At 57.9% G+C, this 23,173-nt stretch carries 22 protein-coding genes; 14 read left to right on the top strand and 8 right to left on the bottom strand.

Annotated features, from left to right (window positions below):
* Nucleotides 1–14 precede the first annotated feature (14 nt).
* The 3 genes from HNQ64_RS02150 to HNQ64_RS02140 are packed head-to-tail and all read left to right on the top strand — an operon-like array spanning nucleotide 15 to nucleotide 2,249.
* Nucleotides 15–341, top strand: a complete 327-nt coding sequence (locus tag HNQ64_RS02150) for a putative signal transducing protein (RefSeq protein WP_184204749.1) — start codon at nucleotides 15–17, stop codon at nucleotides 339–341.
* Nucleotides 342–355: 14 nt separating this feature from the next.
* Nucleotides 356–1,579: a redoxin family protein gene (locus HNQ64_RS02145; RefSeq protein ID WP_184204747.1), complete on the top strand. Its 1,224-nt coding sequence runs from the start codon at nucleotides 356–358 to the stop codon at nucleotides 1,577–1,579.
* Between the two features lie 43 nt (nucleotides 1,580–1,622).
* Complete coding sequence (locus HNQ64_RS02140) at nucleotides 1,623–2,249, top strand: tetratricopeptide repeat protein (RefSeq protein WP_184204745.1); 627 nt, start codon at nucleotides 1,623–1,625, stop codon at nucleotides 2,247–2,249.
* A 40-nt stretch (nucleotides 2,250–2,289) separates the two neighbouring features.
* Here the strand turns inward: HNQ64_RS02140 and HNQ64_RS02135 are convergent, their stop codons facing one another.
* From HNQ64_RS02135 to HNQ64_RS02115, 5 genes are all read right to left on the bottom strand, one after another.
* Nucleotides 2,290–2,838 (bottom strand): hypothetical protein, encoded by a 549-nt coding sequence (locus tag HNQ64_RS02135; RefSeq protein WP_184204743.1) that lies wholly within the window; start codon nucleotides 2,836–2,838, stop codon nucleotides 2,290–2,292.
* Between the two features lie 108 nt (nucleotides 2,839–2,946).
* Nucleotides 2,947–3,474, bottom strand: a complete 528-nt coding sequence (locus HNQ64_RS02130; protein WP_184204741.1) for a GNAT family N-acetyltransferase — start codon at nucleotides 3,472–3,474, stop codon at nucleotides 2,947–2,949.
* Nucleotides 3,475–3,577: 103 nt separating this feature from the next.
* Complete coding sequence (locus HNQ64_RS02125) at nucleotides 3,578–4,483, bottom strand: ThuA domain-containing protein (protein WP_184204739.1); 906 nt, start codon at nucleotides 4,481–4,483, stop codon at nucleotides 3,578–3,580.
* Nucleotides 4,484–4,557: 74 nt separating this feature from the next.
* Nucleotides 4,558–5,529 carry a YndJ family transporter gene (locus HNQ64_RS02120; protein ID WP_184204737.1) on the bottom strand — a complete coding sequence of 324 codons (972 nt, stop codon included), beginning with the start codon at nucleotides 5,527–5,529 and terminating at the stop codon, nucleotides 4,558–4,560.
* Between the two features lie 53 nt (nucleotides 5,530–5,582).
* Nucleotides 5,583–6,083 (bottom strand): DUF1990 family protein, encoded by a 501-nt coding sequence (locus tag HNQ64_RS02115; protein ID WP_184204735.1) that lies wholly within the window; start codon nucleotides 6,081–6,083, stop codon nucleotides 5,583–5,585.
* Between the two features lie 142 nt (nucleotides 6,084–6,225).
* Here HNQ64_RS02115 and HNQ64_RS02110 point away from each other — a divergent pair, with 142 nt between their 5' ends.
* On the top strand, nucleotides 6,226–6,882 hold the full coding sequence (locus HNQ64_RS02110) for an HAD family hydrolase (protein ID WP_184204733.1): 657 nt from the start codon (nucleotides 6,226–6,228) through the stop codon (nucleotides 6,880–6,882).
* Nucleotides 6,883–6,932: 50 nt separating this feature from the next.
* On the top strand, nucleotides 6,933–8,339 hold the full coding sequence (locus tag HNQ64_RS02105; RefSeq protein ID WP_184204731.1) for a DUF2851 family protein: 1,407 nt from the start codon (nucleotides 6,933–6,935) through the stop codon (nucleotides 8,337–8,339).
* A gap of 73 nt (nucleotides 8,340–8,412) precedes the next feature.
* Here the strand turns inward: HNQ64_RS02105 and HNQ64_RS02100 are convergent, their stop codons facing one another.
* On the bottom strand, nucleotides 8,413–9,135 hold the full coding sequence (locus HNQ64_RS02100; protein WP_184204729.1) for a sensor histidine kinase: 723 nt from the start codon (nucleotides 9,133–9,135) through the stop codon (nucleotides 8,413–8,415).
* Between the two features lie 311 nt (nucleotides 9,136–9,446).
* On the opposite strand from HNQ64_RS02100, the gene HNQ64_RS02095 reads away from it, so the two are divergent.
* The gene (locus tag HNQ64_RS02095; protein ID WP_221305312.1) at nucleotides 9,447–11,990 is read left to right on the top strand and encodes a protein kinase family protein; all 2,544 of its coding nucleotides are present in this window, start codon (nucleotides 9,447–9,449) and stop codon (nucleotides 11,988–11,990) included.
* Between the two features lie 60 nt (nucleotides 11,991–12,050).
* Here the strand turns inward: HNQ64_RS02095 and HNQ64_RS02090 are convergent, their stop codons facing one another.
* Nucleotides 12,051–13,373: a Gfo/Idh/MocA family protein gene (locus tag HNQ64_RS02090; protein WP_184204725.1), complete on the bottom strand. Its 1,323-nt coding sequence runs from the start codon at nucleotides 13,371–13,373 to the stop codon at nucleotides 12,051–12,053.
* A 115-nt stretch (nucleotides 13,374–13,488) separates the two neighbouring features.
* On the opposite strand from HNQ64_RS02090, the gene HNQ64_RS02085 reads away from it, so the two are divergent.
* The 8 genes from HNQ64_RS02085 (at nucleotide 13,489) to HNQ64_RS02045 (ending at nucleotide 19,832) form a co-directional block, all read left to right on the top strand.
* Entirely contained in the window at nucleotides 13,489–13,638 is a 150-nt protein-coding gene (locus HNQ64_RS02085) for a hypothetical protein (RefSeq protein ID WP_184204723.1), read from the top strand.
* Nucleotides 13,639–13,644: 6 nt separating this feature from the next.
* Complete coding sequence (gene ccoN, locus HNQ64_RS02080) at nucleotides 13,645–16,029, top strand: cytochrome-c oxidase, cbb3-type subunit I (protein ID WP_184204721.1); 2,385 nt, start codon at nucleotides 13,645–13,647, stop codon at nucleotides 16,027–16,029.
* Between the two features lie 19 nt (nucleotides 16,030–16,048).
* Nucleotides 16,049–16,204, top strand: a complete 156-nt coding sequence (locus tag HNQ64_RS02075; RefSeq protein WP_184204719.1) for a hypothetical protein — start codon at nucleotides 16,049–16,051, stop codon at nucleotides 16,202–16,204.
* 15 nt (nucleotides 16,205–16,219) lie between these two features.
* A complete protein-coding gene (locus HNQ64_RS02070; RefSeq protein ID WP_184204717.1) occupies nucleotides 16,220–16,819 on the top strand; it encodes a cbb3-type cytochrome c oxidase N-terminal domain-containing protein in 600 nt (199 codons plus the stop codon).
* A 95-nt stretch (nucleotides 16,820–16,914) separates the two neighbouring features.
* Nucleotides 16,915–17,139: an addiction module protein gene (locus HNQ64_RS02065; protein ID WP_184204715.1), complete on the top strand. Its 225-nt coding sequence runs from the start codon at nucleotides 16,915–16,917 to the stop codon at nucleotides 17,137–17,139.
* 437 nt (nucleotides 17,140–17,576) lie between these two features.
* Nucleotides 17,577–18,998: a cytochrome c oxidase accessory protein CcoG gene (ccoG, locus tag HNQ64_RS02055; RefSeq protein ID WP_184204711.1), complete on the top strand. Its 1,422-nt coding sequence runs from the start codon at nucleotides 17,577–17,579 to the stop codon at nucleotides 18,996–18,998.
* Nucleotides 18,964–19,119: a hypothetical protein gene (locus tag HNQ64_RS02050; protein WP_184204709.1), complete on the top strand. Its 156-nt coding sequence runs from the start codon at nucleotides 18,964–18,966 to the stop codon at nucleotides 19,117–19,119. Before ccoG ends, HNQ64_RS02050 begins: the two co-directional genes overlap by 35 nt.
* 14 nt (nucleotides 19,120–19,133) lie before the next feature.
* On the top strand, nucleotides 19,134–19,832 hold the full coding sequence (locus tag HNQ64_RS02045; RefSeq protein WP_184204707.1) for a sulfite exporter TauE/SafE family protein: 699 nt from the start codon (nucleotides 19,134–19,136) through the stop codon (nucleotides 19,830–19,832).
* Nucleotide 19,833: 1 nt separating this feature from the next.
* On the opposite strand, the gene mfd is transcribed toward HNQ64_RS02045, so the two are convergent.
* The gene (gene mfd, locus HNQ64_RS02040; RefSeq protein ID WP_343075871.1) at nucleotides 19,834–23,112 is read right to left on the bottom strand and encodes a transcription-repair coupling factor; all 3,279 of its coding nucleotides are present in this window, start codon (nucleotides 23,110–23,112) and stop codon (nucleotides 19,834–19,836) included.
* Between the last annotated feature and the right edge of the window lie 61 nt (nucleotides 23,113–23,173).

The raw sequence follows: 23,173 nt of genomic DNA, 5'->3' as shown, positions 1-23,173 counted from the left end.
GTTTGTTAGCGACCATGAAACCGATCTTTGTGGACCCTGATCTCACGCGCGTGAGTTTCGCCCGAAACTTGCTGGAGGGGGAAGGCATCGCGTGTTTCATCCAGAATGAGAACACCCGCACCTTAGGGCCGAGCGTAGCCGGGTACAGCTACAAAAATCCCCTGGACCCCGCACTTTGTCTGCTGGACGATTCCCAGAAGGAGGCTGCGACGGAATTGATCCGCCTGCATTTTCAGAACGCGACCGTCGAAGGGCCTGAATGGACCTGCACAGGTTGCAATGAAACGAATCCGGCTGCGTTTGATCTTTGCTGGAGCTGCGGTGCGGAGCGCGTGGCTTGATTCCTTTTTCTTCTATGAAACGCTGCCTTCTTCTCCTTGCGGCCCTTTTCGGCGGGCTCTCTCCTGCCTGTTTGCAAGCCCAGGCCCCGACGGAAGCGAAGGCGAAAAAAAGCACCGGCCAACCGGAAGGGTTTCATGAATTGAAGATCGGTGAACCTGCGCCTGATTTTGAGCTGCTGGGCATTGATGAAGAGATGCACACGCTGAAGGAATACGCGGGCGCTGATTACCTGCTGGTGGCTTTCCTCAGCAATCACTGCCCCACCTCCCAGGCCATCGAAGAGAGGTTGAAGCAACTGGCACGTGACTACAAAAGCAAAGGTCTGCGAGTGGTGGCCATCAATCCGAATGACCCCGCAGCCCTGCGGCCGGATGAGCTGGGGTACTCCAAATACAATGACAGCTTCCCCGAGATGAAACGCCACGCAAAGGAGCAGGCGTTTAACTTCCCCTACCTCTATGATGGCGAGACGCAAAAGACTGCTTTGGCGTACGGTTGCCTAGCCACGCCACACGTTTTTCTTTTCGATGCGGAGCGGAAGCTTCAGTATCAAGGGCGGTTGGATGACTCGCGCTTTGCCGATGTGAAGACCGTCACCAGTACGGATGCGAAAAATGCGCTCGATGCGCTACTTGCGGGCCAGCCTGTGGCCGTGCCGGTGACGCCGCCGCATGGCTGCTCCACCAAGTGGATCAGCCACCGCGAGCAAGTGACCGCAGACAATGAAAAATGGGAAATGGGTGAGGTGACGGTGGAGTTGATTGATGCCAAAGCTCTGGCGGTGCTGCGTAAGAACGACACCCAAAAGGTCCGCCTCTTCAATGTCTGGGCCACGTGGTGTGGCCCTTGTGTGAAGGAATTTCCTGAGCTGGTGGCGACCTCACGCAAGTTTGGCCTGCGGGATTTTGAGTTCATCAGCATCAGCATGGACGACCCTGAAACGCTGCCCGAGGTGAAGGCCTTTTTGGAGAAATACAACGCAGTTGTGCCTAACAAACTGAAACCCAGCCTCAAGGCCGAAGGCCGCAAGGGCAACGCGTATGTTTTCAATGAAGCGAACAGCGATGCCCTCATCCAAGCGCTAGACCCTGAGTGGCCCGGCCCCATTCCGCATACTCTGGTGGTGGCCCCGGGTGGTGAGGTGATCTATCGCCACAACGGCATCGTGGATGGCGATGACCTGCGCGCAAAAATCTTGGAGCACATGGGCCGTTTCTATGTGCCCGAGCAACCCTGAACCCAGGGGTGAATTGTTTGGAAGGGGTCAGATATCGTTGTTTATGAAATTCTCTTTTTCACTTCTCGCTCTGGTTTGCTGTGTGACCGCACAAGCTCAAGAAAAAACCGAGCCTAACCAGTTGTTCCGCCAAGGGGTGGCGGCTTTTTATGACGCGAAACCGAAGGAGTCGGTAGCGGCTTTTGACAAGCTCATTGCGCTAGCGCCTGAGGCCAAACCACAGCTCTGGCAGCGTGGTTTATCGCTCTATTACACGGGCGATTACAAAGCCGGTAGAGAGCAGTTTGAGGTGCACCAAACGGTGAACACGGCCGATGTGGAAAATGCCGCTTGGCATTTCATCTGCGTGGCCCGGGCAGAAAGTGTGGAGGCGGCGCGCAAGGCGCTGATCCCCATCGAAGGCGATGCCCGCATCCCCATGAAAGAGGTGCATGAGCTCTTTGCCGGAAAAGGCAGTGAAGAGGCGGTGCTGAAGGCGGCCGAGTCAGGTGAGGGCGAGGACCTGCGCAATCATCGCTGTTATGCCCACCTGTATCTGGGATTGTATTTCGAGGCTTTGGGAGATGAAGCTAAGGCCAAAGATCACATGCTGAAAGCCGCGAAAGACTACGCCATGGACCATTACATGGGCACCTGCGCTCAGGTGCACGTGAAGGTGCGCGGGTGGTAGTCAGAGACAGCATGTTGCTTTTGGAAAAGATCTAATGAGCTCATTTCCGATTAACTTTAGAAGGGACCTTGGGTGAGAATTGACCCTTTAAAGTGACGAATTGCTGCCTACATGCCCTCACGGTTTGGATCAGGGATTGGATATCTTCCGAAGCTAGAGTGATGCGCCCCGATGTGTCTTCTTTAATGAGGCCAGTCTTCGCAAAGGGGTCTCTACCTCGCTGCAACGACCCCAAAGCGGATAGGATCTGCATCATACTATCCATTTCAGCGCGACCACTCCCCGAGCGATAGTCCACGCCAAGGAGCGAGCCCATGGAGCGGGTGCGCACCACAGATTCGAACATGTCGAGTTGACTGAGACAAGCCTGTTCCAGTTGCTCCTTCAGCGCTGGAGTAGGTCGCGAACCATCATCGAGTCGCATGTTGTATAGGTCTATTTGAAGCGTCAGGTGGCGTGCAAAAGATTCGAGGCTCTCTGCTAGCGGACACAGATCATTCCTTGCTGCAGTCTTCTCCGGGGTCTGACCTGTGGCCATGACTTGCGCGAATAGAAGGTAGAGAACCAGGCAATAGAAAAGGCGGCTCATAGATGTACGATTGGAGTGGATTTTACTATCATTGAGCTCCTGTGGCCAGAAGGGATGATCTTTAATGCCGCCATCTCTTTTCACTTTGCCCGGAGATTGGCAGTCATCTTATTTGCCCATGCGCACGACGGGCATGGGGTGGCCGTTGACCAGGGAGATGTCAAAGCGGTCCAGAACGGCGTAACCACAAGCGTGGTAGAGGGGTTCGCCTGCGAGGGTGGCGATCATTTCCAGGCGCTGAAATCCCGCTTCATGAGCGGCGTCTTCGCAGAGGTGGAGGAGGTGACGACCGATGCCTTCACGGGCATGGTCAGGGTGGACGAAAAAGGCGCGAATCATGGCGGGCTCGGTCTGCGGGTCGCGTAGGGGATCGGGGCCGGTTTTATTTTGATCGCTGCCGTATAGGGTTCGGCGGCGGCTCCAGCCTCCGCAGGCTACGGGGAGGCCGTCCGTTTCGGCGACAAAGTAGGTGCCGTCATGGATCAACTGGCTGTCCACGCCGAAGACGGTGCCCAATGCGCCGGCGATCTGCGCGGGTGAATAGTAGGCGGCCTGCAGGGTGCGCGTGGAGAGAGCAATGAGAGCCTCCAGCGCGGGAATATCGCTGAGTTGAGCAAGGCGATAAGTAAGGCTCATAAGATGTGTGGTGAATCACGAAATAACTGGAGCAAAAAAAACGCCCCAGAGCCAGGGGCTTTGGGGCGTCTCAAGAGGAGAAAGTAAGAGGCCGAGTGGCAGCTTACTTCTTCGGTTTTTCAGGCAGGCCCTGGCCGGGTTTAGGGTCCAGGTTGGCCTTCAGATCGGCCTCGGTGACAGTGGAGGCGACGCCGCCGGCAGGAACTTCGGCCTGGGCGGTCCAGAGGATGGCGTTGAGCACCAGCTTGCGCTGTTCGTCATTGCCCCAGCCCTGGTGGAAGTGGCCACCGGTGAAGCCGAAACCGCGACCGCCGCCATCGCGTTCAGCCGCCCAGGCGACGTGTTGCTTTTCCTTGTTCTTCACGGACTCACGCACGGTGGGGTTGCCGCTGTGGTGGCCATCGGGGCGGGACATGGTGGAATCTGGTGCCACGGCGCTGAGCACCGGCGTCACGCGGTCCATGCCTTTGCGAAAGCGCATGTAGAAGTACCACTCGTCATTGGTGCCAAAGGGCTTCACACCGCTGGAGATGGGGTGGGCAGGGAATTCGCTGAAATTGGCATCCCAGTGCGGGTTGACGCTCCAGTTGATCTCAAAGCAGCCGCCCATCCAGTCAATGAACTCCTTGCCACCCAGTTCGATGGTGGGCTCCACGGCGTAGTGGAGGGTGAGGAAACCGCAGCCGCGTTTCATTTCTTTATCGAGCTGTTGGAGGCGATCGGCCTGCAAGGCGGGGTGGCCTTTGCCGCCATCGGAGTAGATCACCACGGTAGCGGCTTTCGCCAGTTCATCGGCGCTGGGCCATTCGCCATTGAGGTGGTGCTTGATTTCCACTTGGTCGGCGGCGCCTTGTTCCAGGCACTTTTTCAGCAGCAGGATGCCTGCATTGTGCTCATGCTGGCCAGGGCCATGGGAGGGCTTGCCGGCGATCATGACGATCAGTTTTTTATCAGCAGCGGAGGCCGTGGCGGCAAGGACCAGGGCGAGAGAGTAAAGGAGAAATTTCATCAGGGTTGGGGGACGGAATGCAAACGCCGCAGAGGGCACAGGCATTTCATGCAGTGAGGTGGAATCCGCAGCAATCAAAAAACCGCAGGCCCGTGGTTTGGGCAGCGGTGGGAGCGCCAGGCGAGTAGCCCGCACAGGCCAAAGCCGAAGGTATTCAGCGTGCCGTGGATGGCCCACATGGTGGGCATGGGCAAGGCCCAGGCGGGAAACAGGCTGCGCAGGCCAAAGGTGAGCGCCAGCAGCATGGCCACCAGCAGGCTGAGACCGGAGATGAAAAACAAAGTGCACACGCCAGCGGACTGGCCTTTTTTAAAAGCCATGCGCATCTGCAACAGCGCCACGCCAAGAGCCCCAGCGACGAGAACGCTAACGGCCACGGGCTCGATCCACGGCAGCACTTTAAAATGAGTGCAGGTGATGCCGATGGCCACCAGGGGTACCCCAGCTAAGATGAGCCCGCAGCAAAGGCGGGAGGCGTGGCCCGGCAATGCCTGCCCACACAGGCCCGCCATCAGCGGCAGGGTGTAGCCCGCGTGATGAAAATGCGCCGCCGTGAGCAGGACGATGAGGGCATCAAAGCCCCAGGGCATCCAGTTGGCGCGATTGGCCACCAGCCATGCCGCGCCGATGGCCGGAAAGAGACGTGCGCCATCCAGGCAGATCTGAGCCAGGGAAAAGCGGCGCATTTGCAGGCCCAGCCAGAGTACCTCTACTGCGATACCCAGCCGATAGACCAGCCAAACTGCGGCGAGCAGGGCCATTTCGAGTCCTGGCGGTCTCACCAGCGCCTGCCAAAGGAGCAGCAGAAAACCCAGGCCGATGAAGGCAAAATGAGGACGATCACGGGCCGCTGCACGCATGGCCAGCGGCTCCCCCAGGGGCAGCAGCAGGCCGATGGAGATGAGCAGCATCCAAGAGATCCAGCTTGGCTGCCAGGGATTGTGTCCCAAGGCCCCGCCGATGAAAAGCAGCAGCACACTGGTGCCCTGCGCCACCTTTTCCCACCGCTGGCAGGTGGGCTCAGTCATGGCAAAAAGAGTGCTCATGCGCACATGCGTTTCATGATGGCCTGGGAGTCCCGCACAAAGCGGAGCTGCCATCAGCGGGCGAGGGGGAATCCTAGCCAGGCCATCCAATGACGTGGATGAGAAAAAGCGCGGATCTCATACCACACGCTGCCATCGGGCCGCCGGACGACCTGGAAACGCTCTTCACCACACTCCGTGTGCTCGGGCAGGGTGCCATAGACAAAACCGTGGCTGTGGGCAGTATCGCAGCGCTGCAGGATGCGGCAGGGATTCACCCACCACAGGCCGCAGATGTAAGTGACCATGGCGACGACTTGCCCTGGCACCTGAGGGGCCTCCAGGGGATGCACCACGGCCCAGGGGGGAAACATGTACCAGGCATCCAGCGCGGCACAGGCACGCTGGTAAACCTCTTCACCCCGGCCTAACAGGACTTGGTGTTCATCGTCGATGAAATCAGCTAAAGGGGGGCTATCCACTCCCAGCCGATGCCGATAACTCAGAGGAGCCTCATGCCAACTGGCGAGGTGCTGTTGCAACTCCCGAAGAGTGAGTGGCCGATAGGCGATCATGGAAGCAATGTCGCGAGGTAAGGGCAGGGGACAAGGCTCGAAGTTCCCCAATAAATCGTTTGAAGCCACCCTTATCCTCCGTGTGAGGTGGGGCCTGCATTCTTGTTTTGCTGAGCGACTCTCTCCAGGCCATAGTTTGACGATGCCCCCCATTCGCGCCATCCTTTTTGACTTCGACGGACTCATCGTGGACACGGAAAGTGTCGGCTATCACACTTGGCGGCAGCTCTATGCAGAGCATGGGCATGAACTGGCAGTGGAGACGTATGCGCAGGCCATCGGCACGGAGTTCAATGATCTCTATGATCCCCGCCGGGATCTGGATGCCCTCATGGGGCGTGCCTTGTCTTGGCCCGCATTGGAGGTGAAGCGCTTAGAGCATGAGCGGGAACTGCGCAAGACATTGAACACCCTGCCTGGAGTGGTGGACCGTCTTACGGAAGCGCGCGAGCTGGGCCTGCCCTGTGCCGTGGCCAGCAGCAGCCCCCTGTCCTGGGTGGGAAACTGGATCGAGCAACTGGGACTCCGCCAGCACTTCCACCACCTCACCACCGTGGATGATACAGGCAAGGTGAAGCCAGACCCCAGCCTCTTTCTCCATGCGGCCAGTCGCCTGGGCGTGCACCCGCATGAGGTGCTCGTGTTTGAAGATTCCCTCAATGGTCTGCGTGCCGCCCGTGCGGCGGAGATGCGCTGCATCGTGGTCCCGGGGCCGATGACGCAGCATCTGGACTTTGAGGGTGCGCTGCAGCGTGTGGGCTCGCTGGCGGAGGTTTCTCTGCGTGAGCTGGTGGGGTGAGTTTTGCTGCTTTTTGTTAGGCTGATTTTAACAATGATTGTTCATCCTTCATGATCTCGCCCCTGCCACTCGCTGCGCGTTACACCCGTTTTCGGGATGAGGTGTTCTCTGGCCTGGAGGAGATCACTCTGCCAGGTTTTGCGCAGCCTCTGGGCGAGCTGGATGTGCAGAGCCTGTGGTTCGGTGGGGCCTTTGGCAGTTCCTTCACGAGTGTGGATGGTAAGCCCGTGCACATCGTGGACTATGGCATTTGGAATTCCAGCGCCGGGCCTGACTTCACCGGCTGCACGGTGGAGGTGGATGGGCAAAGGCTGAGTGGTGACATCGAGCTAGATCCCGATGCACGTGACTGGGAGCGCCACTCGCATGGGGCCAATCCGGACTACACCCGTGTGGTGCTGCATCTGTTTTTAGATGGGCCTGAGGAACGCTTTTTTACCCGCACGCGAGAGCATCGAGAAGTCGTGCAGGTGCGGCTGGACGCCACCACTTTACCCGAACATGCCCAACCCAACCGCAGCCTGGCCGCCGCACGTCTAGGCCGCTGCCACACTCCTCTGAGTGAAATGGCCCCCGCACACATCCAGTCCATGCTGGAATCTGCCGCGCAATATCGGTTAGAACGTAAAAGCCTGCGCCTGCATCGCTATGTGGCAGCGCATGGTCGGGAGCAGGCCATCTATCAAGCCCTGGCGCAGACGCTGGGGTATCGGAATAACCAACAGTCTTTTAACGTTCTGGCTCAGCGCCTCCCCGTACAGAGGTTGCAAAAAATGGCGGCAGAGGAGAGTGAAGCGCTGCTTTTCGGCGTCAGTGGTTTTTTAGAAAGCGTGCGTTATGAAGACACCCTGCCAGAGACCCGCACCTACCTGCGGGGTTTATGGTCAGCCTGGTGGAAGCAGCGGGATGCTGCGCAACGCTGGCTGCAGCCGCCCCAGGCTCTTTCATGGAAGTTGGCAGCCATCCGGCCTGGGAATCATCCGCAACGTCGGTTAGGTGCCCTGGTGGCGATGCTGAAGCAGTGGATACGCATCTCCGGTCCGCTGATGGATGCGGGGCGTTGGTCCCAGGAAGGCTGGCGCGAGACGCTGCTGTCCCTCACGCATGATTTCTGGTCCACCCACTACACACTGCTGGCGGAAGGGGCTACAAAACCACTGGCGCTCATCGGTGAAAGTCGTGTGCAGGAGATGCTGGCGAATGTGGCCTACCCCCTGCTGATGCCGGAACGCACCCGTCTGTGGGCCGAGTATCTGGAGTTGCCCGCTTTGCTGGATAACCAAAAGGTGCGACGCGCGGTGCAGCGTCTGTTTGGCGAAAGTGCGGTGGGTGCTGCCTTTCAAAAGAAGCTGCACCATCACCAGGGTCTCTTGCAGGTCTATGAAGACTTTTGTCTGGAAGATGACTCGGCCTGCGCGGACTGCCCCTTCCCAGAACGGCTCAAACAGTGGGCGTGAATAGGGAGTGGGAACGGATTTCCTTCTCGCCTAACCCAAAGTGAAACTTGGTGCCGCTCTTCAACTTTCCGACTTAGGCCATGGGGCAGCTCAGCCAGAGAGTCGTCGTATTGTTCTCTGAGGCGATGCCGATTTGCAGATTCATCTGGTGGGCCAGCATGGAGGCAATGGTGAGGCCCAGGCCGAGGTGATTGCTGTTTTTAGAGCCGTGGAAAGGGCGAAAAACTTCGGCCAGTTTGTCCTGGGGGATTTGTGATCCGATATTGCTGACGAGGATGTCCACGCGGCGCTGCTCCACGGGGGTAATGACGCCTGGACCGGCGATCTTCAGCATGGCGCGTCCATTGGCCTTGCCTGCTGCTTCGGCGGCGTTTTTCAGCAGCTCAATGAGGATGTCTTTAAACTTGGTGGGGTCCACCAGCACGGGGGGGAGCCCTTGCTGCACGTCGGCTTCCAGTTGCACGCCGTTTTTGCTGAAAGGTTCCAGCAGGGCACCTTCGACAACGGTGAGATACTCGTTCAAACTCAGCGGTTGCAGGGTAAGTTTGGCACAGCCACCCGCAGAGCGGATGCGCTCACTCAGGGCCGACACACCTACGGAGGCTTCGCGGATGTGCTGCATGTTTTCTGCCACGCCTGGGTCCAGATCATCCGTCATCAGGATGAGGCTGCTGAATCCCTGGATCACGGCCAGCAAGTTATTCAGTTTATGGGTCAGCCCACGCAGCAGTTCCTGGTGAAACCCATCGCTGTGTTCATGACCAAGTTGAAGAGTGCTAGGGAAAACGAATTGCATGGGGGGAGACAGATGGCGCAGTTATGCAGCTTAGCATCGGCCTGAGCAAACGCATTTTCGGTCAGGTTCAGGGATGAGTGCGTGAAAAAAAGGTGAAACGACACGGGCTAGGGCGCTACAGTGTGAGCACAGAAAGCTGGAAATGAGGGGTTTAAGATCTCGATTTCCATAAAAATCCATATTTTTAGGTATTTCTGTGTTTATAATTATCAGATTTACTGGAATTTTTTTGCCAAATTGACGGATTGCCCTACAGTATTTTGCAATCTGTGATCGTTTCGTTTTGAATCTGGCTCAGTCTGAGCTTCGCCGTGACGATCCTGCTCCCTGTTTCTGTTCACTCTCAAATGGTCCCTGAAATCGAAAGCTTTGGTCATCTGATGATCGCTCGCCGCGCCGGTGGAGAACCGGTGGGGTTGGTGCGTTCACCTGACGAAGTGGTATTTCTGGCATTTGATGCCTCGATCAAGCGACTGGTGGAGTTGCATATCCTGCGCAGTGGTCGCACGCTGGATTCAGTCGCGAAAAAGTCCGCTTTTGAACGGGCTAAGCAGGCCTCGGAGATTCGAGGCCCGTCCTTCATGCGCATTTTGGACGTGGGGGAGGACCAGGGGCTGGTCTTTTACACCAGCAACCTGAACGATGGCGAATTCATCGAGGACTACATCAAGCGTCGTGGTCCCTTGCAGCCTGCAACGGTGTTTTCCCTGGTCTTTCAGCTTTTGGATGACTTAATGCAGTTGAAAAAATATCGCCGCCTCATCTCCCAGATGCGGCTGGACCGGGTGGTCATGACCACCTTGGAGGATACCTTTCTGCAACTACGGATCTATGATTACGGCCTGTCCACACCCGAAAGTGAAGAGGTGACGGGCGCTAATCTAGTCATCCAAATTTGTGAGCTGATGTTCTTGATGCTTACGGGCAAACCTTTTGCAGGAGATCATCCAGACCGCTTTCCCTCCCTGACGGCCCTGCCCATGAGCCTGCGCACGACCATGCGGGCGGCACTGACAGATCCAGCTAATTGCCCCACCTCCATCGAACGCGTGCGAGATGATGTGAGGGAGGCCATCGGTGCTTTTGTCAGCAGCATCAATGCACGTAACCCACGCAAGCAACTGGTCATCATCACCGCCCTGCAGCCGCGCTCGCAGCTCCAGGACATGCTGCTGGAAAACGTGCCTGTAGAGGTCATTTTGGGCAATCGCTTTCGTGCTGAGGGGGAGGATCATGTGCGCCGCTATCCCTTTTCCATTCCTTGTTTCAATACGAAGAATGAGCAGCCTGTGACGGTGCATCTCCTGCCGCCGGCCCGCATTGTGGAAAAGTCTCAGTATGAGGCGGTTCCTCTGCAAACTTGGCGGTTCAATGCAGAAAAGCACCCCAACATCCTGCGCAGCCTCAGCCTGTGGGAGAGCCCGGACTGGACCTTCCTTACGGAGGAAAGGGAGCCAGGCTTTTCCCTCAGCCGCCTGCTGGCAGAGCGCATCACGCTGAATCACCAAGAAGTGGCCGTGCTGCTGCGGCAGATACATGCCGGTCAGGAGCAGGCCCTGGAGTGCGGAGTGCAGCGGCTGGATCTTCACCCTTCAAACATCGTCCTGCGGGTCGGGAAAAATGGACCTTTGATGAGCCGAGAGCATGATCGCCTCATGCAAAAGCGGCTGGATGCCTGGCCTGTTTTTCAGGTGAAGCTGCGCGCGCACCTGACGATGCGGAATCTCTATGAACCGCCGCTGGTGGATAAACCCGAGCATGGGGAGCACAGTGAGGTGCATCTGGCAGACCGTGACTACCGCAGCCGCGCTTTTGTAGCCCTGGCGGCCTACCTTCTCACCGGTCAGCGCCAGACCAGCGGGCATTTGAATTTTCCAGAGGCTATGCCAGAGCTTTTGGCAGACTTCATTCGGGAGTGCTTGGAGAAATCTCGCCACCATGGCCAGGTGCCCAGCCCGGCAGATTTTCTGGCCCAATACGAAGGGCTCATGAATGCCACGACCTCTGGCCCAGACCTCGCAGCGCGCCTACGAGGCAGCAACGTCCGGCTGGAGGACATGGAAAGTGTGGGCAGTGTTTCAGACTTCGACAACGAATGGGCAGGGGATGACGATGTAGAGACTGAGGGGGAACTGCTCACGACGCCCATTTCCCGGCGGCTCAAGCCCACAGATTTTAGCCGTCCAGCCTCGTCGAATTCGCTGGGCTGGCCCGTGTGGGCCGCTGCCGCAGTGGTCATCTTAGGCCTTGCAGGTTGGTGGCTTTTCGCTGGGAATTCATCGGCATCTCCAGCACCCGTGCAGGGGAAAGTGGCTGCCGCAGTAGAGCCTCCTAAGGTAGCTGAGCCTGCTCCTGCAAAGATACCTGAGGGCCCTCCAGCCACAGCCACCCTCGCCACCGCTGTTCCAAGTCCAAAGCCAGCTCCTGAGTCCCCACCCGTGGTCAAAGTGCCGCCTGCGCCAGTGGTGAGCACACCTGCTGCGGGGAAGCCTGCGGCCGAAATGCCGACTCTTACAAATCCTGCGAAGGAATTCCCCCCCGTCAAAGCCAGCACGGCGGCCACCGCTTCACCCGCGCCAGCGCCCCCTGCTCCTGCCCCTGCCCCTGCCCCTGCCCCCAAAATCACCCCTCCAGCGCCACAGGTGGTGCCAAATCCCGTCATCATTCGCAAGGCTCTAGTGCCTTCACCTGAAGAAATCGCCCGTTTTAAGCAAGGTCTGGCACCACCACCGCCACCCCAGTTGCCTGCCCAGGTCACGCCACAGACCCCCGAAAAACCGAGGTCTGGATCCATCCCTACGATCAATGTCGCCCAGCCTATGAGCGGCCCTGAGACTGCCGAGGCACGCCAGTAGTGGAGTGCCCATCTCCCTCTCATTCGAAAGGGAGCTTAGTGTTGAAAATGGTGGTAGGGCTTAGCCCAGCCCTGGTACCTGCCATCCCTCCCGGTAGGCACGTTTCACCAGCTTGTTCGCAGCTTCGTGGTTGCTGATCTGGCAGGTCTCGCGGTCAAATTCCAGCCACTGGCCAGGGAAGCGATCCGTAATCGTGCCCACAAGCACACTTTCGGTTAGGGGGCCGCCATGGCTGAAATCGGCGCAGCTCTTTTTACCGGCCAGGATGGCGTCCACCCAGTCATGGTAGTGATCCTGCCCTTTTAGCCCTTTCGGGTATTTTTCAGCCGGGAAATTTTCCTCCGGAAGCACGAAGGGGCGCTGGCCGTAGGGTTTGAAGATGCTGCCTTCTGTGCCCACCCAAAAGGTGCCGGACTGGGGAAACTTGGTCAGCACTTTCGGCATCTTCACCTTGGTCATGTCAGGGTCCATGCCGCCGTCATACCAGGTGACACGCAGAGTATTTTCCGCCGTGTATTCGCTGCCGGGGAAGTCCAGTTCCACGATGCGTTTTTCACCCCAGAGTGCGCCCTGGCTACCACCATGGGTCAGCCGTGCGCGGGTGGGGGTGGTGAGCTTCAGTGCGTCGAAGGTGGTATCAAAGTGGTGGCAGCCCATGTCCCCCATCTCCCCGCAGCCGAAGTCGAACCAGGCACGCCAATTCTGGGGGTGGTAAGTGTCTTTCAGGTAAGGCACCGGATTGCGCACGCCGCACCAGAGATCCCAGTCCAGCCCTTCGGGCAAGGCATCGGCCTGGGGGCGCAGCTCGGTGTTTTTGGGCCACCAGCTCAGCGGTTTGTTTTCCCACATGATGACCTCCTTCACTTTGCCGATGGCCCCGCTCTGGATGATTTGCACCGTCATGCGGGCCTCAATGCTGGAGCGCCCCTGGTTGCCAAGCTGCGTCACCACGCCTGCTTTTTTGGCCTCCTCCGTGATGACCCGGCACTCGTGCAGCGTGGGGGCCATGGGCTTTTGCAGATAGACATGTTTTTTAGCGCGGAGTGCGGTCACACAGGGGCCTGCGTGGCTGTGATCCGGCGTGCCGACGGTGACTGCATCAAACTTGTCTCCCAGATTCGCCAGCATCTCCCGCCAGTCTTTGTGCTGACTAGCATTTGGGAAAAGCTTCACGGCCTGCGCTAGATGGGCCGCATCCACATCGCATAGGCCGACGATCTTCACCTTCTCATGCGTGGCTACGCTCTGCAGAGTCCTGCCGCCCATGCGGGCCACGCCAATGCTGGCGACCTGAAGCATGGAATTTGGCGAAGCACTGCGCAAGATGGCAGGAAAGCCGAGGGCGGAAGCGGCGGTGGTCTGGAGAAAGCGGCGACGATTCATAGGTCGCCAAAACAAACGCCGTTCCAGGGTGGGTTTATCAACTCACAAGATCGGTGCAGCATCAAACAAGCTGCGGAGAGCATAGGAGGCAGCCTTCGGCTTCCTTGGTCGCAGTATGGAAGTCTTCGCTGTCACCATTTTCATGAGCCTCGCTTTTGCGGTGCTTTTTGCCGTCCTGTTTTTTGCTGAACGCACCCAGCGGCAGCGTCGCTCACTCGAGCAGATGTCCCTCATGCCTTTGGAAACTGATGCTGCCGACCGCTGATCTGCCATGAATACTCACGCTAGAAAACAGCTCATCACTTTTGATGATCAAATCGTCCGTCAGTTCATGTGGGCATCCATTCTATGGGGCATCGTGGGCATGCTGGTGGGCGTGGTCATCGCTTCCCAGCTCAATTTTCATCAGCTCAATCTCACCTCTTGGCTATCCTTTGGTCGCCTGCGCCCGCTGCATACAAATGCGGTGATCTTTGCCTTTGTGGGGAACATGATGTTCGCAGGCATCTACTACTCCACCCAGCGACTGTGCAAAGCACGCATGGCTTCCGATGTGCTGTCGAAGCTGCACTTCTGGGGTTGGCAGGGTATCATTGTGGCGGCGGCCATCACACTGCCGCTGGGTTTCACCCGTGGGCAGGAATATGCGGAGCTCATCTGGCCTATCAACATCGCCGTGGCTCTCATCTGGGTGGTCTTTGCAGTTAACTTCTTTTGGACTTTGGCTCGGCGCAATGAGGCATCGCTCTACGTGGCGCTGTGGTTTTACATCGCCACCATCATCACCGTGGCGATGCTCTACATCGTCAACCACCTCTCGATCCCCACCAGTTGGACTCATAGTTATACTCTTTTCGCAGGGGTGCAAAATGCGTTGGTGCAGTGGTGGTATGGGCACAATGCCGTAGCCTTCTTTCTCACCACGCCCATCCTGGGCATCATGTACTACTTCCTGCCCAAGGCAGCGGAGCGGCCTGTGTACTCTTATCGCCTGTCCATTGTCCACTTCTGGTCACTGGTCTTCATTTACATCTGGGCGGGTCCGCATCATTTGTTAAACACGGCCCTGCCGAAGTGGCTGCAGATGCTGGGCATGTTCTTCAGTCTCATGCTTTGGGCCCCGAGTTGGGGTGGCATGTTGAATGGGCTGCTCACACTTCGTGGGGCCTGGGATAAGCTGCGCACAGATCCCGTGGTGAAGTTCTTCATCGCCGCCGTGACCTTTTACGGCATGGCCACCTTCGAGGGTCCGCTGCTTTCCATTCGCGCGGTCAATGCCCTCTCGCATTATTCCGATTGGACCATCGGCCACGTCCATGCCGGGGCTTTGGGCTGGAACGGCCTCATGGCTGCGGGCTTGTTTTATTGGCTCACTCCAAGGCTTTACGGCACGAAGCTACACTCCGTCTCGATGGCCAATTTCCATTTTTGGATCTCCATCGTCGGCATCCTCCTCTACGTCGCGGCCATGTGGGTCTCCGGCATCATGCAGGGGCTGATGCTAAACTCCACCAACGCCGCAGGCACCGCGCTGACGTACCCAAATTTCATCGAGACCCTCACCGCCATCCGGCCCATGATGGCCTTCCGCACCATCGGCGGTGGCATGTATCTGGTGGGTATGGGCCTCATGCTGTGGAATCTCTGGATGACTGCCCGCAGTGGTCAGCCAGTGAATGAAAGCCGCGAAGTGGCTGTCATCGAGCGCGCGAGCGTGGATAACATGGGTGCAAAGGAAACCTTCCTTTCAGATCCGGTGACCTATTTCTTTGGCGGTCTGTTCCTCCTCATGGGCTGGATTTTTCTTCCTCGTGGGGCTGATATCACGGCCCTGGTCTGCGCCCTCATCTTTGGTGCCATCGCCGTGCGCAAGTTTGCCACTTCCCATCACACCTGGTCCCAGTGGTATGAACGTTTGTTAGAAAACTGGTTGCCCTTCACGGTGCTGACCTTCATCGCCGTGGCCCTCGGTGGTCTCATCCAGATCATCCCCACCGTTATGGTGAACCGGGCCAAGAACATGGAGGACCGTATCCAGCAGGTCTATACGCCGCTGGAACTTACAGGCCGTGACATCTACGTGGCGGAAGGCTGCTATAACTGCCACAGCCAGATGATCCGCACCATGTTGCCGGATGTTCTGCGCTATGGTGACTACAGCCGCCTGGGTGAGAGCATCTACGATCACCCTTTCCAGTGGGGATCCAAGCGCACAGGGCCAGATCTAGCCCGTGAAGGTGGGAAGTATCCCCATAGCTGGCACTACAATCACATGATGGAACCCCGCAGCACCTCGGTCGGCTCCAACATGCCCGCTTACCCGCATCTCTTCACGGAAAAGTTCGACCAAAAGACGCTGCCGAAAAAAATCGCTGCCATGGTTCATCTCGGTGTGCCTTACCCGATGATGACAGCGGTGGAGATCAAGGAAAACGCCATCAAACAAGGCATCGAAATCGTCAATACTCTGAAGGCGGACAAGATCAACGCGCTGCCTGATACGAAGATCGTCGCCCTCATCGCCTACCTGCAAAAGTTAGGCAAATACGAGACGCCTGAGGTGGAAGGGAAACTGCCTCCTATACCTGCGAAGCCCGAGCTCATCCCCGGTCCTATCAATCCTGACAAAGGCCGCTCCACGGCGACTGGAGAATAACCTCCACGCATTCTCTGCCATGTACAAATACGTCATCTACGAAAGCTGGCTCGACTGGGTGCCCTACGTCGCCTTTGGCGTCACTGCCCTCGTCTTCATCACCTTTTCCATCCACGCCCTCATCATGCGCAAAGACCGCGCCGAGCATCTTTCCAGCCTGCCTCTGGACAACTAGCCATCTTTCCTCGCCATGCCCCCAGACCCCTCTCATCAAGGCCCTATCCTCCGTCCTCATGAATACGATGGCATCCAGGAGTATGACCAAAAACTGCCTAACTGGTGGTTGTTCAGTTGGTACATCACCATGGTCTTTTTTGTCATCGCCTGGGTGGGTTATTACCAGTTTGGACTGGGCATGTCCGATGAAAAAAACATCGAGACGGCCATGGCCAAAATCGCCGACTACCAGAAGAAGGAACTGGAGCTGATAGACGATGACAAGCTCTGGGAAATGTCGAAGGATGAGAAGATCATCGCCGCCGGGGCCGCCACCTACAGCACCACCTGCGTGGCCTGCCACGCGGCCGATCTGAGTGCCCATATCGCTGGGGCGAAGTTGCCAGGACTGCCCCTCAATGACCAAGAATGGAAGCACGGCGGCACCCCCACGCAGCTCCTCACCATCGTCCGCAAAGGAGCGCCCGATGTCACCAAAGGCATGCCCCCCTGGGAACCCCAGCTAGGCCTCCAGCGCGTGGTCGAAGTCGTCGCCTTTGTCCTCAGCAAACATCAAAAAGGCGAGCCTGTAACGCTGGCCACCGACTCGCCATTGAAGGTGGCTAATCCGTGAAGAGGCTTGAGTTATAGGGGGAACTTTTGGGAGAGGTTGACTAAATTGAGAGTGGATTTTTGAGGATTATCGGTGATGATTGATTCATCATGAGTATGGCTACATTAACCGAGACACTGTTTGCCCTGCCGATTGCCGAACGGGTGGCCATAGCAGATCGACTCTATGCGAGTGTGCCCGAAGATTGGCAAAAGACGGTGGATCATGCATGGTTAGAGGAGGCCGAATGGCGGGCTGCTGAAATGGAGACGGATTCCTCCACCGAGCTCTCTCATGAAGAGTTTCTCGCAGGAATTGACATCCATCGCACGCGTCAATGAGACTGACCTTCCACACCCGTGTTCAGGGTGAAGTGAACGAGGCTGTGGGATGGTATGAGAAACAAAGTGAAGGTCTAGGAAGCGATTTTTTCACCAAAGTTCTGGAAGGTCTCAAGCAGGTCGAGGCACATCCAGAAAGATGTGGTTTTTGGCTGACATCTAAAAGTGTTCGTCGGTTTAAATTGAAAAGATTTCCTTACGATCTCCTTTACGAAATCAGGAAAGACCGAATCAAGATTCTCTGCCTCCGTCACGAGAAACGTCACCCCAACTTTGGAGCTCAAAGACATTAGTTTTGAAGCGCTATTCTAAAACGGTTTTGGCCTGGAGAGCGTGATGGGCGCTGGCAAAAACCGAAGAGTCCTCACAAGATCCGCCCTTCCATCCGCAAGGTGCGCGGAGCAAAAAAGGTGGCTTCACCGAGGGTGAGGCCACACATGAAATCCCCCTCTTTGGAATCGTTGTCATCCATTCATGAAGATGGATCGCACCGCACGATTCATCCGGCAGATGTGCAGGGTCGTTTCACGGCTTGGCGGCGTTGGTCCGCTTTGCTCCTTTTGGTCATTTACATCGCGTTGCCGTGGATTCCCATCAATGGTTACCCGGCTGTGTTTTTAGACGTGCAGGAACGCCGCTTTCATTTCCTGGGTCTCACCCTAGCCACGCAGGATCTGTGGGTGGGCTTTTTCCTCATCACGGGCCTGGCCTTCTCGCTGTTTTACATCACGGCACTTTTTGGGCGCATCTGGTGCGGGTGGACCTGCCCTTACACCGTATTTTTGGAGCATGTCTATCGCCGGATCGAGAGATGGGTAGATGGCGATGCCACGGCCCGCCGCAGGTTGGACGAGGCTGCCTGGTCCATGGGTAAAGTCACGCGCCGGGTGGTGAAACATGGTATTTACCTGCTCATCTCCGCCATCATCGCACACATCTTTTTGAGCTACTTTGTTTCTCTGAAAAAGCTCTATCAAATGATGCAGGGTTCTCCCACCCAGCACCTCACCGTGTTTGCGGTCATGGCTTTCCTAACAGGATCTTTGTACTTCGCCTTCAGTTGGTTCCGTGAGCAATTTTGTGTCATCCTTTGCCCCTATGGCCGTCTTCAATCCGCGCTCACAGATGATCACAGTGTGGTCATCGGCTATGACAGAAAGCGCGGTGAGCCACGTGGAAAAGCGGGCAGCACTGCCGGAGCCTGCCTGGACTGCCGCCGCTGCGTGCAGGTGTGCCCCACGGGCATTGACATCCGCAATGGTCTGCAACTGGACTGCATCGGCTGTGCGGCGTGTGTGGATGCGTGCGATGACATCATGCTGAAGCTCAAGCGCCCGACGGGACTCGTGCGATACGATTCCCATGCTGGCCTGCAGGGCGGTCAAACAAAGTGGCTGCGGCCTCGCATCCTGCTCTACACGGGCCTGCTTTTTCTCGGCGTGGGAGCGTTCACTTTATCTGCCCTGCAACTTTCACCCCTGCGCGCCAGCGCTGTACGCATGGTGGGTGCACCGTTCTATGTAGCCAATGGCACGCTGCGTAATCAGTTCCTGGTGCGGGTGATTAACAAACGTAACAGCCCAGCCTCTTACCAACTCAAATTGGTCGGCTCACTGCCTGCGCAACTCGCCACCATTGGCCTCACGGAAACGCTGTCGCTAGGGCCCCTGGGCGAAGAGCAAAAGACCCTCGTTTTGTCCCTGCCTGAAGCCAGTTTTACCCAGCCCTTCAAGCTTCAGGTCCAAGTCACCGATATCAACCGTGGAGATACCGTGACCACGCGTGTCATGGAATTCCTGGGTCCCGATTCACACCTCCAATCCGATGCCCCTCTCAATCCGAAAGATTTTATTCAATAAGCCCTGGCTACTGCCCGTGCTAGCCTTCATCACCTTTGTGACAGGCTGGCTGGCCTTCATCATTTTCGCCATCCAAAACCGCCCGCAGGAAGTGGAGCGTGTCTTGCAACTGGCCCGCTGATTCCCGCCCTCCCAATGCCTGTCATTGATACCAGCGCCGCCGCCTTTTTAGCCGGGCTCGTCACCAGTGTCCACTGCGTGGGCATGTGTGGTCCGCTGTCCTGCTCCTGGGCTGTTTCGTCCAAGCCGGGTGCGGCAGGTTTCCTGCGAAACACCGCCCTCTATCACGGGGGGCGTCTGCTGTCTTACGGCCTGGTTGGGGCCATCGCAGGTGCTGCCGGGTTCATCCCGCTGAGCTGGTTCCAGCACGGGGCAGGCATCGTCTTGCCCTGGCTCATGGTCATCGCCTTTGCCCTGGTTGGCATGGGTTTGGACAGATACCTGCCCAAGCCGCAAGTCCTCAGCCGGGGCTTGCGGCACATTCAGACAGCCGCTTTCCGGATGAAAAGTGGGTGGCGGGCCAGTTTGTTAGGCCTGGCCACTCCCTTGCTTCCGTGTGGACCTTTGTATGTCATGTTCGCTCTAGCCATGGCCAATGGGAGCTCCTTTAAAGGGGCGGAGTTTGCCATCGCTTTTGGCCTCGGCACGCTACCGCTGCTCTGGCTGGCCCAAACGCAACTTCATTGGTTAGGTGGTCGCCTCCAGCCCGTCACCCTGCGCCGGGTGCAGCGGGGCCTCGCCCTCATTGCCGCCGTGGTCATGGCCTGGCGTCTGCGCGGCACCCTGGACTTCGGCAGTGATGCTGTGCCCAGTTGCTGCCATGCGATGATGTAGATCACAAACTCCGCAGCATCATCAAGGCTTCCGTTAATTGCTTGTGGCCTTGTCGTTCGTTCAGGCGAGGAAATTTACCGTGCACCATCACCATTTGGCCATTCCGCGTTAGCATCAGTTTACGCTCTTTGATCTCCACATCGGTGATGCCGGCATGGGCGGCGGCTAGGCGGATGGAGGCGCAGGTGATGAGGTTCTGCACGGCGTGGGGCAGCTTGTCGCCGAACTGGTCGCGCCACTGGCTTTCCAGCTCGTCCAATTCCCTGCGCGTCATCACCTCGCCCAGTTGACGGTAGGCCGTGATGCGCAGCCGGGTGTCTTCCATGAAGGTGCTGGGCAAAAACGCAGGGGTGGCTCCAGGCGCAGCCTGCACCATGAGGGCCTCCGTTTGGACCAGGAAATCAGCCCGCAGCGCCACCTCGATCGGGCGTGCCACGCGGCGCCCCTGCATCTTGTTCACCGCCTGCTTCAGCATCTGGCAGTACATGTCAAAACCCACCGCAGCGATGTGGCCGCTCTGCTCCGTGCCCAGCAAATTTCCAGCGCCACGGATCTCCAGGTCGCGCAGGGCGATCTTGAAACCACTGCCCAGTCCCGCATACTGCTTGATGGCATTCACGCGCTTGCGGGCATCGCCCGCAGTCACGGCATCGCGCGGCAGCAGCAGGTAAGCGTGCGCCTGCTGGCCGCCACGGCCCACACGACCCCGGAGCTGATAGAGATCCGCCAAGCCAAACCGATCCGCGCGGTCAATGATGATGGTGTTTGCATTGGGGATGTCCACGCCGCTCTCGATGATGGTGGTACACACCAGCACATCCGCGCGCCCATCCACAAAGGTGTGCATCACATCCTCCAGCAGTTCTTCATCCATCTGCCCATGGCCGATGATCACCTTCGCCCGAGGACAAAGCTCGCGGATGCGCTGAGCCACTTTCTCGATGGTCATGACCCGATTGTGCAGAAAAAAGATCTGCCCACCCCGATCCAGTTCCATGTCCACGGCTTGTTTGATCACACGCTCGTCATACGGACAGATAAGCGTTTGGACTGCTTGTTTGTTAGGCGGCGGCGTCTCGATGGTGCTCATGTCCCGCATGCCCATGAGGGCCAGATAAAGCGTGCGCGGGATGGGCGTGGCGCTGAGCGTGAGCACATCCACAAAACGAAACAGCTCTTTGAAGCGCTCCTTATGCTTCACGCCGAATCGCTGCTCTTCATCGATGACCACGAGGCCCAGGTCCTTAAACTTAACGTCTTTAGAGATCACCCGGTGGGTGCCCACCACGATGTCCACATTGCCCTCGCGCACGCCTTGGATGATCTTCCTTTCACTCTTTTTCGGCGTCAGTCGGCACAGCATTTCCACCGTCACGGGGAATTCGCTCATGCGCTCGCGGATGTTCACCCAATGCTGCCGGGCGAGGACCGTGGTGGGCACCAGGATGGCCACTTGTTTGCCACTCATCACCGCCTTAAAGGCTGCACGAATGGCCACCTCCGTTTTGCCAAAACCCACGTCTGCACACAGCAGGCGATCCATGGCTTTGGGCGATTCCATGTCCTGCTTGATGTCCTCCACGCAGCGCAGTTGGTCCGGCGTCTCGCGGTAGAGGAAGGAGTTTTCAAACTCGACCTGCCACTTCGTATCGTGAGGGTAAGCAAAACCCGTCACTGATTGACGCTCCGCACTGATGGTCAGCATCTTTGCGGCAAATTCTTCCACGCTCTTCTCCGCGCTCTTGCGGGTCTTTTGCCAAGAGGCCCCACCCAGCTTGCTCAGGGCAGGGGACTTGCCGCCCACACCCACGTAGCGCGTCACCATGTGTGCCTGCGCCACGGGCACGAAGAACTTCGCCTCATCCGCATAGTGCAGCACCAGCACCTCCTCCCGCCTGCCGCCTGGGCTGATGCGGGTGGATACGCCAGCAAAGCGGGCGATGCCGTGGTCCGCATGCACCACCAGATCCCCATCCTTTAGCTCTCGCAGCACATCGCGCGCCTTCCTCAGCGTTTCGGGATCATCCAGTTTCGATCCCCGCACCCGCCGTGTGTGCTGGTGGCGGCCAAAGATCTCCGCCCCGGTCAGCACGGCCAGTTTAGCAGATGGAATGGTAAAACCGCGATACAGCAGGCCTAACAAACTGTCGGGTGGCGTTATCGTGAGCGTGCTGGCCAGTTCTGCAAAGCGCTCACGCTCTGCTTCATTGTGGAAAAAAATGACGGTGCGCCAGCCCATGCCCTGCCATTCCTTCACCTGCATTTGGAACTGCTTTCGCCGCGCCTCATGCAGCACAAAGTCGGACGCATCAAAGACACCCAACGGATTTTCATGGATGGCCGTGGCGTAGTCCTCCACCATCTCTCCCGGTGCAGCATCTTCCACGATGCGCACCTGGCAGGGCCGCGATGCATCCGGACCGATGACGAGCACGAGATCCTGCGGCTGAAAGTAGTCCGCCACCTTGCCTTCATCAGCCTCGGCTTCGCTGATCTGCAAGATGATGCCCGCGCGCTCCATCCGGCGGATGGAGGCCTGATGATGAATGTCAAAGGCGCGGATGGACTCGATCTCGTCATCGAAAAACTCCAGCCTCAGAGGTTCCTCCGCCTGCCAGGAAAAGAAATCCACGATGCCACCCCGGCGGGCAAACTGACCGCGCTCCATCACCACCGGCACGCGCTCATAGCCAGCGCCATCCAGGTCTTCGAGGAACTTTTCCACGTCCAGCTTTGTGCCTACTTCCAGGGTGCGGCGCTGGTTTTCGATCTCCTTGGCCGCAGGCACCTTTTCCGCCAGACTATCTGCGCAGATCACCAGCGCGCGGGGGCAATCAGGCCCAAGTTCGCGCCAGCGGCTGAGCACTGAGACTCGTTCCGCTAGGCTTTCTGGGTCAGGCAGCACCTCCAGGTCTGACGTGCTATGGCGGGGGAAATACAGCGCAGGGCATTGCCACACCATCAGCTCTGCATGCACCTGGTCCTGGGTGCGCACATCTGGGCAGAGCACCCACAGTTTACGTCCAGGCTGAGTCTGCGCCAGATGCCCCATTACGAGCGCCACGGCAAAGGCCCGGGCCTCAGGGGTGACGTGATCCAGCACCACTTCCTTTTTACCGCCGAGTCCCTTGAGCTTTTTGGCAAACTCCTTCACATCCAGTACCGCTGCCACCAGGGTGTGCATATCCTGCCGCTCCAGGCTGGGGGCACTGGGGAGAGGTTTTCGTTTTGCAGGTGCGGTTTTACGGGCCGCCTTTTTAGCCGGAACGGTGTCTGACACGGAGCAGTGGAAAATAAACGCCCACCAGCGTAAGGAGGGCGCAGAATCTGGAAACTCGCAA

Source organism: Prosthecobacter dejongeii (genome assembly GCF_014203045.1).
Lineage (GTDB): Bacteria > Verrucomicrobiota > Verrucomicrobiia > Verrucomicrobiales > Verrucomicrobiaceae > Prosthecobacter > Prosthecobacter dejongeii.
Note: the sequence above shows the minus strand (reverse complement) of the source record. Positions and strands in the feature narration are given on the sequence as shown.

Coding starts and splice junctions, on each gene's coding strand:
- HNQ64_RS02070 (WP_184204717.1), top strand. CDS start 16,220: ATGCCCCCAGACCCCTCTCATCAAGGCCCTATCCTCCGTCCTCATGAA.
- HNQ64_RS02130 (WP_184204741.1), bottom strand. CDS start 3,474: ATGAGCCTTACTTATCGCCTTGCTCAACTCAGCGATATTCCCGCGCTG.
- HNQ64_RS02045 (WP_184204707.1), top strand. CDS start 19,134: ATGCCTGTCATTGATACCAGCGCCGCCGCCTTTTTAGCCGGGCTCGTC.
- HNQ64_RS02145 (WP_184204747.1), top strand. CDS start 356: ATGAAACGCTGCCTTCTTCTCCTTGCGGCCCTTTTCGGCGGGCTCTCT.
- HNQ64_RS02135 (WP_184204743.1), bottom strand. CDS start 2,838: ATGAGCCGCCTTTTCTATTGCCTGGTTCTCTACCTTCTATTCGCGCAA.
- HNQ64_RS02085 (WP_184204723.1), top strand. CDS start 13,489: ATGGAAGTCTTCGCTGTCACCATTTTCATGAGCCTCGCTTTTGCGGTG.
- HNQ64_RS02105 (WP_184204731.1), top strand. CDS start 6,933: ATGATCTCGCCCCTGCCACTCGCTGCGCGTTACACCCGTTTTCGGGAT.
- HNQ64_RS02115 (WP_184204735.1), bottom strand. CDS start 6,083: ATGATCGCCTATCGGCCACTCACTCTTCGGGAGTTGCAACAGCACCTC.
- ccoG (WP_184204711.1), top strand. CDS start 17,577: ATGAAATCCCCCTCTTTGGAATCGTTGTCATCCATTCATGAAGATGGA.
- ccoN (WP_184204721.1), top strand. CDS start 13,645: ATGAATACTCACGCTAGAAAACAGCTCATCACTTTTGATGATCAAATC.
- HNQ64_RS02150 (WP_184204749.1), top strand. CDS start 15: ATGAAACCGATCTTTGTGGACCCTGATCTCACGCGCGTGAGTTTCGCC.
- HNQ64_RS02140 (WP_184204745.1), top strand. CDS start 1,623: ATGAAATTCTCTTTTTCACTTCTCGCTCTGGTTTGCTGTGTGACCGCA.
- HNQ64_RS02075 (WP_184204719.1), top strand. CDS start 16,049: ATGTACAAATACGTCATCTACGAAAGCTGGCTCGACTGGGTGCCCTAC.
- HNQ64_RS02090 (WP_184204725.1), bottom strand. CDS start 13,373: ATGAATCGTCGCCGCTTTCTCCAGACCACCGCCGCTTCCGCCCTCGGC.
- HNQ64_RS02125 (WP_184204739.1), bottom strand. CDS start 4,483: ATGAAATTTCTCCTTTACTCTCTCGCCCTGGTCCTTGCCGCCACGGCC.
- HNQ64_RS02050 (WP_184204709.1), top strand. CDS start 18,964: ATGCCCCTCTCAATCCGAAAGATTTTATTCAATAAGCCCTGGCTACTG.
- HNQ64_RS02100 (WP_184204729.1), bottom strand. CDS start 9,135: ATGCAATTCGTTTTCCCTAGCACTCTTCAACTTGGTCATGAACACAGC.
- HNQ64_RS02110 (WP_184204733.1), top strand. CDS start 6,226: ATGCCCCCCATTCGCGCCATCCTTTTTGACTTCGACGGACTCATCGTG.
- HNQ64_RS02065 (WP_184204715.1), top strand. CDS start 16,915: ATGGCTACATTAACCGAGACACTGTTTGCCCTGCCGATTGCCGAACGG.
- HNQ64_RS02120 (WP_184204737.1), bottom strand. CDS start 5,529: ATGAGCACTCTTTTTGCCATGACTGAGCCCACCTGCCAGCGGTGGGAA.